Below are 11,373 nucleotides of genomic sequence, written 5' to 3'. Positions count from 1 at the left end.
ACTACTTCAGCATTAGCGCCGCAGGCTTTCTCCCGCTTCCAGACGAAATGGAAGATCGATTATCTGTCGGGCTATGGGGCTGCCCTGTAAGCGGGCCAGCAGGTTTTCTGCCGCCAGTCGTCCCATCTCCTCGCGGGGGGTAACCACCGTCGCCAGCCGCGGAACCATCGCACCTGATATATCGTGGCCGTGAAAACCAGCGATGCCGATCTGCTCTGGCACCGGTATTCCCTGACGCTGACATTCATAGAAAGCGCCGATGGCCAGGTCATCATTGGTGCAGAAGATACCGTCCAGAGACGGGCGCTGTTGCAGTGCCTGACGCAGTAGCAATGCGCCGCGGGTAAATGAGGAGGCTTCCTCTGTCTGCAAACTGAAAGGCTCAAGGTGGTGTTTGTGCATCGCCTGTTCGTAGCCTTTTATTTTAAGCCGGGTACGGGCATCCATACGGGCGGCAAAATAGACAATGTGGTGGTGGCCCCGACTGATCATCAGTTCAGTCATCGCAAGCGCTGCTGCGCTGTTATCGAAGCCGATCGCCTGCTCAATTGCCGGTGAGACGGAGTCCATCAACTCGATAACAGGTACTCCGGCGGTTTTGATCATCCGTCGCACCCGCTCGGTATGAACACTCTCTGATAGAATCAGGCCATCAACGTTATATCCCAGCAGTGTGGCAATTCGTGCCTCTTCGGCGCTCTGGCTATAACCGTAGTGGGCCAGCATGGTCTGGTATCCGGCGGGCTCAGTCACCGATTCAAAGCCGCGGATCACTTCGGAAAAAACCTGGTTGGTCAGCGAGGGAACGAGTACACCGATAGCATGGCTCTTCGCACTGGAGAGCATATCCGGCACTTTATTGGGAATATAACCCAGTTCATCCAGTGCGCTCTGGATCTTTTCATGCAGAGCAACCGAGACCTGTTCAGGTTTTTTCAGGTAACGACTGACGGTCATTTTGGTGATGCCAACCCGGTCGGCGACATCCTGCAGGGTGGGTCTTTTTTTCTTCGTTGTCATTATTCGCCCGGAGTTTCCGTTACCCGTAACATATTACCCTGATCGGTCAATCAGGCAAAGTCTGATTAACCGATCCAGTGGCGTTAGCTGACCGTCTCACTGCTGATGGCGAGGGCTTTGAGAATATCTGCGAGTACCCCTTCGGCAGACTGATCGATACTGATTTCAATCGCTTCGCCGGGCTGTGGGGCAACCAGCTGCTGGAACTGATTTTCGAGCATCTCCCGGCCATTGAAATAGTGGCCTTTGCGGCTGCTATGACGTGACCAGATGGTTTCGATATCGCCCTTCAGGTAGATCAGTTGGGCATCATTGTTGCTGCATAACAGCTCACGGTATTGTGGTTTCAGGCCTGAACAGGCCAGTACCAGACTGGCTTCGCTGATAATCAGTTGGTTCAGGGTCTGCAGCCAGCCGTGACGGTCCTCATCATTCAGAGGGCTTCCCTGACGCATCTTCTCAACATTTTCCGGCGGGTGAAAATCGTCGCCATCGAAGAATGGCACTTGAAGTTTTTCTGCCAGCAACGCACCGATCAGCGATTTGCCGCAGCCGGAAACACCCATGACGATATATTTCTTGTTCATCGTGTCTCCTCCTATTTCCACCACAACGCCAGTTGAGGAAACGCGATGACCAGTCCCAGCGCCACTACCTGCAAAGCGATAAAGGGCACCAGGGCAGAGAAGATCTCCCCCAGACTGATATCTTTGGGGGCAACCGATTTCAGGTAGAAAGCGGCAGGGCCGAATGGCGGTGACAGGAACGAGACCTGCATATTGAGACAGAATACGACGCCAAACCAGATCGGATCGAGTCCCAGGTTGGTGATGATCGGTACGAAGATCGGCATGGTCAGCAGGGCAACTCCTACCCAGTCCAGGAACATCCCCAGCACCAGCAGGATCGCCATCATGATCAGCACCGTCGTCATCACATGGCCATCGCTCAGTGACAGAATGACAGACTCAACAAAGTCGATACCGCCCATCAGATTGTAGACACCGACCAGCGCACTGGCACCGATGCCGATCCAGATGATCATGCCACAGGTCTGCATGGTGGCTTTGGCGCTGTCTTTAATCATCTCAGCATTCAGCTCACCCCGGATCAGCGCACTCAGCATAATGCCGACCACGCCCAGTGCTGAAGCTTCAGTCACCGATGCCACTCCGGTGTAGATGCTGCCGAGCACGATGGCAACGGTCAGGCCCGGGAAGAACAACGCTTTGAGATAGTTGATATCCCGCTCATCATCGGCGGCAATCTCCTCGGCACTGGGCAACGGTGCCAGTGATGGATTGAGATAACAGCGGATCAGTACATAAGCGACATAGAAACCTGCCAGGATCGCCGCAGGCAGGAACGCGGCCTTAAACAGTTCACCAATCGAGACACTGGCGGTCATACCGTAGATGATCAGCACGATACTGGGAGGCATCATGGTGCCCAGAGCGCCGCCAGCACAGGTGGTGCCGATCGCCAGTTTACGGTCATAGCCCAGACGCAGCATCTGCGGCAGTGCGAGAATTCCCAGCAATACCGTTTCGCCGCCAATAACACCGGACATTGAGGCCAGAATAACGGCGACAACCAGGGTCTGTACCGCCACTCCGCCGCGCAGTTTACGGCCCACTTTTTTCATCGCATCAAACAGATCCACAGCGATACCGGAACGGTCCAGCAGCGCTGCCATCAGTACGAACATCGGTACCGCCAGAAAGACGTAACCATTCACAAAACTGTACATGCGGCTGGTGATCAGCGGCATCGCATCGACACCAAACCAGCCGATGGTGAACACCAGTGCGACCAGTCCGGTGACGAACGCCAGCTGCATACCGGTGAGGAGAAGAAATATCAGCAGCCCTAACATCAACAGACTGCCGTAGGCGATACCGATTACAGAGAGATCAAACATCGGATACCTCTCCACGATTGATCCGTCCCAACTGACGGAAATCGTCAATCAGATGGAGCAGAAACTGAATAAACATAACGCATACAACTAACAGAATCAGCGCCTTCGATAATGCCGGAAATATCGGGTTCCAGGCAGAACCAGAACTTTCCGGATGCAGCTCGCCCAGTGGTGTTAACCAGGCATTGGTGGTCATCATCCAGGCACCGTAGGCTAGCATTCCGGCGAACAGCAGCCCCCCCAGTGCATGAAAGATATTCAGGAAGCAGCGGGTTCGGGGTGAGACCACATCATAGATCAGCACCACCCGGACATGTTTGTTGTTAGCCAGCGCATAGGCGCCACCGATGATGAACAGCGAACCGCCAATAAAGGCTGCTGATTCATGCACCCAGATGGTGGGGGCGTTGAACAGATAGCGCATCAGAATTTCGAAAAACGAGATCGCGACAGTGAATACGAACAGCAGACTGAGCAGGTTGCCCACCCGGAGAATAGCGCGGTCCAGCCAGGTACGGCCGGGCGCGTCCGCTTCTCGAACTGCTTCTTCGTGAATGCGTTCTTGAGCTTTCATAAAGTCATCCAGAGAATTAAGTGGGGCTGAACGCCCCACAGTCAGTTAACGGACAGTGCGGTGATAACCGCTTAGAGCAGGCCGTTTTCTTCGAGATATGCTGTGATCGACTGATACACTTTCATTGCGTTATCCGACCCCTTGGCAAACTCTTCCCACTGGGAACGGGCGATCGCACGGAACTTTTTGCGCTCTTCAGCAGACCAGTTGTGAATAGTGATATCAGGGGTGCTTTGCGCTTCCTTCACCGCCTGTTGATCGGCGATACGCAGCTGGGTGGTGATATCCTGAGCAAAATCACGTACGGATACGGTCAGGATCTCCTGCAGATCAGCGGGCAACTTGTCCCATTTCTTCTGGCTGACAGAGACATCGATCAGGGGCAGTGAATGGAACCCCGGCTGTACCGGATGGGGGGCGATATCATTCAGGCCGGCTTTCTGGTTAGTCGAGAACACCGTGTAATCGGCGGCATCAATAACCCCTTTGCTCAGCGCAGTAAATACCTCGGAACCCGGCAGGTTAACCGGCGCTGCACCGGCCGCCGCAAACACTTTCTGCACCAGGCCTTCCGGTGCACGCAGCTTCAACCCCTTAAGGTCATCAACACCATCGACCGGTACTTTAGAAACGAAAGATTCAACACCGGTGGTCGATCCCCCAACAAATTTCACGCCATAGGGGGCATAGAGATCGGTCATCACCTGATAACCACCGCCATAGTTGATGTATTGCAGCAACTGAGAGGTGTCAGACCATGCGCCAACCGTATTACCGATCAGACCGAATGCGGGATCTTTGCCGGAAAAGTAGGCGGTGGCCGTGACGTGACCATCCAGAATCCCCATCTTAATCGCGTCGAGGGTTTCGGTGTGTTTGATAACGCTGCCCACGGGCAGCAGCTTGATCTCAAGGCGTCCACCGGACATCTTGCCGACCCGCTCTGCCCACTGTTGCTGAATCTGGAAGTTCTTGTCACCTGATGGATCTGACGATTGCACTTTAAAGGTAAAGTCAGCGGCGAAGGCCGAGACAGAGATCAGACCGGACAGCGCTGCGGTCAGCAGCTTGGAAGAGAGTTTCATCTGTAGGTTCCTGTGTTTTTTATTTTAGGGTCAGTGTGAGTGAGCAAGTGCTTAATTGATTTTTTGCTACATTGTTACCGGTAACATAATTAACTTTACCGGTAACATTGGTATAAATCAACTGAAAATATTTCGCACAATCTTTTCTGTTTCAGGATAACTATGTTTGCAAAGGGGGTTCGCAAAGGGGCGATCCGTGACGCCTGTCGACAAACAGGAGTAGCACTTTTGCAGGTTAGTGGTAGTTCTGTGGCGGATAGGGAGGTCCTGCCGTTTTCAGGCTCTCAGGGGAGAGCAGTGAACAATATCAGACCGGCTGATCGCACTAAAAGCAGGCAGTCTTAACCGGCAAAATCACACTTCAAGGCCAAAGGTTGAGCTCTGCTGATCGAGTTGCTTCACAAAGTCGCTGATCAGCGCCTGAACCTTGAGCACTTCGGGACGCTCGTTGTGTTCCAGCGATGACCACAGTGCTATATCCCGTCGTGAGGAGGTGACGCCTTCCACCCTGAGCATCTGCCCGGGAGCGATCTGCTCTGTCATCAGGGCTAAACGGGCAGGCAGCCAGACCAGCATATCGGTTGTGTTCAGTAGGTGAATTACTGAGCGGATACTGCCGGTAAAGGCCATCTGAGCAGCATTGGCTCCGGTCACTTCCGTCTGGCTCTCGAGAAAACCGGCGCTGGCCCCGGCGATAAACCACTTTTGCCGGGCGATATCCTCTTTTGTCACCGGCGTGTTTGAATCGATCAGTTTTGATTTCTTGCCTGCAAATATGCCTGAGCGGTCACGGAACAGAATCTGACGGTCCAGCGATTTCTGTGATACCGACAGGTGTGCCGGCGCCAGCAGGAAATCTAACTCACCGTTCTGTAACAGGTTGATTTGTGATGCAGCGGAGCCGGTGCGGAAGTGAAATGCGTAGCGTTTCTCCTGCAAAAAGTAATCGGTCATGCTGCTCACCGTGGCAAACTCCCAGAGTGGATCGATGCCGATAACAAACTCGCTTTTATAACCGCTGTGAAACTGGCGGATAACCTCTTCGCCCCGGACCGTTTCTGCCAGAATCCGCTCACCAATCTGCGACAACCGTGCCCCAATTTCTGTGGGAATAACACCATAGCGGGTGCGCTTTAACAGAGGAGCCCCCACCTTCATCTCCAGTTGCTGAATACTCCGGGTGAGGGTGGGTTGGGTCACATGCAGCTGTTCACAGGCACTGGTGAGCGATCCTTGTTTAACGACGATGGCTAATTGTTTCAACAGGTTAGGATTCATATATACGCATTCTTTGTATCTGGGGCTAAAAACTGATTATTCCTTATATTGTCTGTGGTTTAAAGTGATCATTCTAATAATAAGAATGGCAGATTAACGATGCAGCTTTATGTTGAAAACGCTTATCGGGGATATCCCCGTTTCTCTGATCCTCTGGTTTCTGTTGTGGTGGCGGTTTTAAGGCCAAACCCGACACGGAACAATATCCCGGTTTCCGGCTTCAGGTCCGCATGTTGCAGTGAGTGTTGAGCCGTACTCGTCAGTTTATAACACCTTTTGGATATATTATTTAAATCAATTGGTTATAAATGTTATGTCCTGAAAATAACAAAACAAAAATAATCTAAATGGAATCTATGCAATGAAAAAACTAATTTTAGGCAGCGTTCTGGCTATGGCAGCAGGCGCAATGGTTCAAACTGTTCAGGCGGCAGACTTCACCTTGCGTCTGGCGCATTTTTTTCCTCCGGTGGCGGCGATACATAAAAATGTTGCTCAGGCGTGGGCAGATAAAGTGATGGCTGACTCCAACGGGCGTATTGCGGTAGAGGTGTATCCCTCTTCAACACTGGCTAAACCCCCGGCGCTGTATGATGCCGTGACCAGTCGCATCGCCGATGTGTCACTCACCGTACAGGGTTACACTGCCAACCGTTTCCCGCTGACCCAGGTGGTTGAGCTGCCCGGCATTACCAAGAGTGCAGCCCAGGGCTCCTGTATTATTCAGCGCCTGTACGATGAAAAGCTGATCAGTGACGAATATAGCGATACCCGACCGCTGTTCCTGTTCACCCACGGCCCCGGTCATATTCATACCACCGAAAAAATGATTAAAGAACCTGCTGACTTTGAAGGGCTGAGAATCCGTCGCCCTACTGCGGTTGTGGCAAAACTGTTGGAAGGATTAGGGGCACAACCTGTCGGTATGCCTGCGCCGCAGGCGTTTCAATCGGTTCAGCGGGGAGTTATCGATGGCGTTGCATTACCTTGGGAGGGACAACTGACCTTTCGTATGAATGAGCTGACACCGAAACATACTGAGGTGGGTGGTTTGTACACCCTGTCGTTTCTGGTCACTATGAACAAGGATGTGTACAACAGTATGCCTGCCGATCTGCAAAAGGTCATTGATGATAACTCCGGTGAAACCTGGTCTCAGATCGCCGCCGGTGTGTTCGATGACGCGGATATTAAAGGGCGTGCGCAGGCGGTAGCGCTGGGGCATGAGATCTATACCGTTGAAGGCGGCAGTGAAAACCCGGCCTGGAAACCGGTGTTGGATAAAGCGTCTGAAGACTATCTGGCCGAACTGGAAGCGAAAGGACTACCCGCACGAGCCGTCTATGCGCGTGCTAAAGAGTTGGCAGAAAGCTGCAAATAACCCGCTAACGTCAGCGTCAGTGAACCGGTGCGGTCTGTGATATCAGGGCGCATCGGTTTATTTCTATAACCGGGTAGGATGGGCCCTACTGTCAACTGCTGTGATCAGAGGTTAACCGCAGCACTTTTTGTATTTCTTGCCGCTGCCACAGGAGCAGGGTGCGTTTCTTTCCGGTGTTTTTTCAACCTGCACGGTCTTCGGTGTCGCCAACATCGCCGTCAGTTCAGCGATATTCTCTTCAGCATCACCATCCACAACAATCGTTGCGACCAGTCCATGTTGTGCCACCAGTGCGGCAACTTCCTGCTCGCGCGCTTGCGAATTGACCGTCAGCGATAATGGGCTGATGTCGCTACCCGGCTTAACCTTCGCTTTGGTGTTATAACCGCTTTTACCGTAGTGGCCCATTATATCGGGAGTACCTTTATAGAAACATTTAGACATGGGTGACTCCTGATCGTGTTATTTCGCTGACCGTTGCTGATCGTAGTGAAAGGGGCGGCATTCTAGCAGGAAAACGGGGACGAGCGGGAAAATTGATTGCACCGCCTATCTGATTGGGTCAGCTTTGATCGTATAGTTATGCTAGTCTTTGGTACTGTAAAGAAAGTGCTCCCGTTTCTGACGTTTTTCCCACTCATTTTCTCCAGGATTGTAGTGTAAACCCGGCTGCATTCATCGATTCTTAATGCTTTTCGCGGTGAATGATCCATTATGCGTGGATTCTTCGGGCATTCTGCATGGGCCTTTACGTTCAAAGCCTGACGTTTTACCCTTTTCTTTGTCTATTCAATTTCAATACACAGGATCTGATATGAGTGAAAAGATGGACGAAGATGCACTGAAGGCATTAAAAATAGCCTTTACTTATATGCCCAAAGCAATTGAAGTGACTCAGTATGAGTACGGTGATCGCTACCAGGCTGTTCTTGCTCATATTGAAACTGTCAGAGAGATCCTGCTGCTGAATGATGTGGACCCTGAAGAAGTATATGGAGAGGTTGATCCTGATAATACGCCTAACTCCTGTTATTAAGGGAAATCATTGTTCTGGCTGCATTATGAGGTACCCCTATGAACAATCGAAAGACCGAGGAAGCCTCACCCGTTGTTGCGACCCTTGACGATCTCGCACCGTTGGCAAACTACTCGCTCATGGACAGGCTCAACGCCGACCCTGATGCCAAAGCCGATGGCGCTGACCACGCGCCACGCCAAGTGTTTACGGGCCACTATGTCCCGGTAAAACCCACGCCCATCGCCGATCCCGAGTACATCACCCACAGTAAAGCGCTGTTTCGCGAACTGGGTTTCGCTGACAGTCTGGCACAGTCAGACGACTTTATGAGGATGTTCTCAGGCGATCTCTCTCAGGTGCCTGCGCCTCTGCGCAGGGCCGGTTGGGCCTGTGGTTATGCACTGTCCATCTATGGCACTGAATACGATCAGCAGTGTCCGTTCCGAACCGGCAACGGCTATGGCGATGGTCGGGCTATCTCAGTGCTTGAGGCGGTGATCAGGGGGCAGCGCTGGGAGATGCAGCTCAAAGGTGGCGGTCGGACTCCGTACTGCCGCGGCGCGGATGGGCGCGCGGTGCTGCGCTCCAGTGTCCGTGAGTTTCTGGCGCAGGAGCATATGCACGCCCTGGGCGTGCCAACCTCCCGCTCGCTGAGCCTGTACGTATCTACCATTGAGCAGGTTCAACGACCCTGGTACACAGAGGGTTCGCACTCGATGGATCCCGACACCATGGTATCGGAGCCCGTCGCTATCTCGACCCGGGTCGCACCATCGTTCCTGCGGGTTGGACAACTGGAGCTGTTCGCTCGCCGGGCCCGTAAACAGGCGCATCCCCATGCGCTGCAGGAGCTGGTGATGATCGTGCTGCATCTGATCGAACGAGAGTACGCCGACGTTATTGACAACGCCCAGTCCCTCGCTGAGAAAGTGGTGTTGCTCGCGGACGCGTTCCGCGACCGCCTGACCTCGCTGGTGGCGAACTGGATCCGCGTTGGATATTGTCAGGGCAACTTTAACAGCGACAACTGTGCTGCGGGTGGTTTCACCCTCGACTATGGCCCGTTCGGATTCTGTGAGCAGTTCGATCCGCAATATCAACCCTGGACCGGCGGCGGCCAACACTTCTCCTTTCTGAATCAGCCCGCCGCTGCTGAGCGAAACTACCACATGTTCTGGACCGCATTGCGGCCGCTGCTGGCCGCAGATGAGGCGGCTTTGCAGCAGCTGGACGATATTCGCAGTGGTTTTGCTACCGTGATGCAGGCGAAGCTGGAAGCGATGTGGGCCGCCAAACTCGGGCTGGAACACTTTAACAAAGAACTACTCAATGAGCTGGGCGGGTTGATGGTGCAAACACCGGTGGATTACACCATCCTCTTTCGCGAACTATCGAATCTGCCTGACGACATCAGTTCACTCAAGAAAAGCTTCTACAAAGGCGCGGTCTACCAGGCCGATCCGGAAACGATGGATCAGCGCTGGTCAGCGTGGCTGGCAAAATGGAATACCCTGATCGACAGCCAGTCCGGTTCCCGTGAGGAGATTGCGCAGCAGATGAAACAGGTTAACCCGAAATACAGCCTGCGGGAGTGGTTGGTTGCTCCAGCTTATCAGCAAGCCGCAGAAGGCGACTACGCGTTGGTGCGGGAACTGCAGGAGGTGATGACCCAGCCCTATGATGAGCAATCACAGGAGGTTGAAGATAAATACTATCGGCTGAAACCGTCCGAGTTCAGAGAGCTTGGCGGCGTATCTCATTACAGCTGTTCGTCGTGAATTTTTAGCAGCGGGTGGGTGGGCTGTTAGCGCCAGCCCTATCTCTTTCTTATCTCAATAAATATATATATCTTTTTATTTATATTGGGTAGTAAGCCGAAATGCAAAACTCAATACCTGACCCCAAAGATGGAGTAGGCAAGACGGGGCGACCAAAGAGATTTATTGGTTAAAAGGGCTTTGACCCCTTTATGTTGATTTCTTCTGAGACGCAATAATTGCTTTAGCTTTTTCTAGTTCGTCCTCTAAATTATTTTTCATCTTATAATGTATAGAATAAATCAAGGTGGAATTTCCGATAAGAAAGTGTTCCCACTCTTGCCATTCTTCTGGAGAATACATCTCTTCGGAAATTTTTAATGCAGGATGACCATATATAGTCATAGGAAGGTCTTGAACTATCACTCCACCAACCATTGTTAATGACATCGCCTTCAAGGCTTTTACTTCTTCCAAGTTGAGCATGTTTGCTATAACCATCAAATACATCTTTGATGTTACTTGGAGGCTCTCATCAGATAAGTGGGAAAATTTATCATTCACAGAGGAGTTTCCAATTGTTCGAGAGCGTAAATCTTCTAAGGTTATACTTCCCATCACAGGCCAGAGCACTTCGTTGACTATTCTTAGCTTCTGTTGATACAGGCTTTCTTTTGCATAGGCGCTATGGTTAATAGCTATCAATACTAATATTGAAGCTATAAAGTATTTCCACAAATTTTTTATGGAAATCATTTCTCGTCCTTTGAGTTAGGCTATGGTATTCACGGAATCTGAAATTGGTGAATATCCAAGCTAACATAGCACTAATGACATTTCTACTTTGTGTCGATAGCCAGTCATAGACTATTGCACATTCTTAATGTCTGCATCGGGTCAGATAGTGAACTTCCGCGTTTCAGTTTTATATTGGGAAACGGATGTAGGGGAGGCTTATATGAAAGATAGACAGGCTTGTATCGTCAAACGACGCTCAAACTCCGATGTTGGATAGAGTTGCCTTCCGATGGATATCCTTGGATGAAGTGACGCAAAGAAACCGTGCAGACGAAAGCTAAGATATCGACTTGGGAGGAGACACAAAAACTGTTAAGAAACAAAGCTTAATTGATGTCGTTCATGGTGTCAGAGACCACTGAATCGGGTTCATGAACGGCACGCTTTTAAGGGCGGGCGATGATCTTTTAGAAAGCGAATCCCCTATATCGCTCTACCCAAACGGCAGGCACAAAAAAGCCCTGCTTTTCTATTTATGAAATAGCAAGGCTTAATTGATTTCGTTCATGGTACCAGTGGCCGCTGATTCCAGAGCTCGAAT

General features: G+C 51.6%; 11 protein-coding genes. 3 read left to right on the top strand and 8 right to left on the bottom strand.

Annotated features, from left to right (window positions below; all coding sequences use genetic code 11):
- Positions 1–12: 12 nt before the first annotated feature.
- The 6 genes from gntR to BMY09_RS15725 form a co-directional block, all read right to left on the bottom strand.
- Positions 13–1,020 carry a gluconate operon transcriptional repressor GntR gene (gntR, locus tag BMY09_RS15750; RefSeq protein ID WP_091360217.1) on the bottom strand — a complete coding sequence of 336 codons (1,008 nt, stop codon included), beginning with the start codon at positions 1,018–1,020 and terminating at the stop codon, positions 13–15.
- 83 nt (positions 1,021–1,103) lie between these two features.
- Positions 1,104–1,607 carry a gluconokinase gene (locus BMY09_RS15745; RefSeq protein ID WP_091360216.1) on the bottom strand — a complete coding sequence of 168 codons (504 nt, stop codon included), beginning with the start codon at positions 1,605–1,607 and terminating at the stop codon, positions 1,104–1,106.
- A gap of 11 nt (positions 1,608–1,618) precedes the next feature.
- The gene (locus BMY09_RS15740; RefSeq protein WP_091360214.1) at positions 1,619–2,941 is read right to left on the bottom strand and encodes a TRAP transporter large permease; all 1,323 of its coding nucleotides are present in this window, start codon (positions 2,939–2,941) and stop codon (positions 1,619–1,621) included.
- Positions 2,934–3,515 (bottom strand): TRAP transporter small permease subunit, encoded by a 582-nt coding sequence (locus tag BMY09_RS15735; protein ID WP_091360212.1) that lies wholly within the window; start codon positions 3,513–3,515, stop codon positions 2,934–2,936. The genes BMY09_RS15740 and BMY09_RS15735 overlap by 8 nt, the downstream gene beginning before the upstream one ends.
- A 71-nt stretch (positions 3,516–3,586) precedes the next feature.
- Positions 3,587–4,600, bottom strand: coding sequence for a TRAP transporter substrate-binding protein (locus BMY09_RS15730; RefSeq protein ID WP_091360210.1), 1,014 nt, complete (start codon positions 4,598–4,600; stop codon positions 3,587–3,589).
- A gap of 354 nt (positions 4,601–4,954) precedes the next feature.
- Positions 4,955–5,878 (bottom strand): LysR family transcriptional regulator, encoded by a 924-nt coding sequence (locus tag BMY09_RS15725; protein ID WP_091360208.1) that lies wholly within the window; start codon positions 5,876–5,878, stop codon positions 4,955–4,957.
- 361 nt (positions 5,879–6,239) lie between these two features.
- Between BMY09_RS15725 and BMY09_RS15720 the strand changes: the two genes are divergently transcribed.
- Entirely contained in the window at positions 6,240–7,259 is a 1,020-nt protein-coding gene (locus BMY09_RS15720) for a TRAP transporter substrate-binding protein (protein WP_091360207.1), read from the top strand.
- 111 nt (positions 7,260–7,370) lie between these two features.
- Here BMY09_RS15720 and BMY09_RS15715 read toward each other — a convergent pair whose 3' ends face one another.
- On the bottom strand, positions 7,371–7,703 hold the full coding sequence (locus BMY09_RS15715) for a PBPRA1643 family SWIM/SEC-C metal-binding motif protein (protein ID WP_091360205.1): 333 nt from the start codon (positions 7,701–7,703) through the stop codon (positions 7,371–7,373).
- A gap of 370 nt (positions 7,704–8,073) precedes the next feature.
- Here BMY09_RS15715 and BMY09_RS15710 point away from each other — a divergent pair, with 370 nt between their 5' ends.
- Entirely contained in the window at positions 8,074–8,295 is a 222-nt protein-coding gene (locus BMY09_RS15710) for a penicillin-binding protein (protein ID WP_091360204.1), read from the top strand.
- A gap of 38 nt (positions 8,296–8,333) precedes the next feature.
- Positions 8,334–10,055: a protein adenylyltransferase SelO gene (locus BMY09_RS15705; protein ID WP_091360202.1), complete on the top strand. Its 1,722-nt coding sequence runs from the start codon at positions 8,334–8,336 to the stop codon at positions 10,053–10,055.
- Between the two features lie 189 nt (positions 10,056–10,244).
- Here the strand turns inward: BMY09_RS15705 and BMY09_RS15700 are convergent, their stop codons facing one another.
- Positions 10,245–10,790, bottom strand: coding sequence for a hypothetical protein (locus BMY09_RS15700; RefSeq protein ID WP_091360200.1), 546 nt, complete (start codon positions 10,788–10,790; stop codon positions 10,245–10,247).
- Between the last annotated feature and the right edge of the window lie 583 nt (positions 10,791–11,373).

Source organism: Amphritea atlantica, from assembly GCF_900111095.1.
GTDB lineage: Bacteria > Pseudomonadota > Gammaproteobacteria > Pseudomonadales > Balneatricaceae > Amphritea > Amphritea atlantica.
The sequence above is the reverse complement of the archived record's forward strand: the minus strand, read 5'-3'. Positions and strand labels throughout refer to the sequence as shown.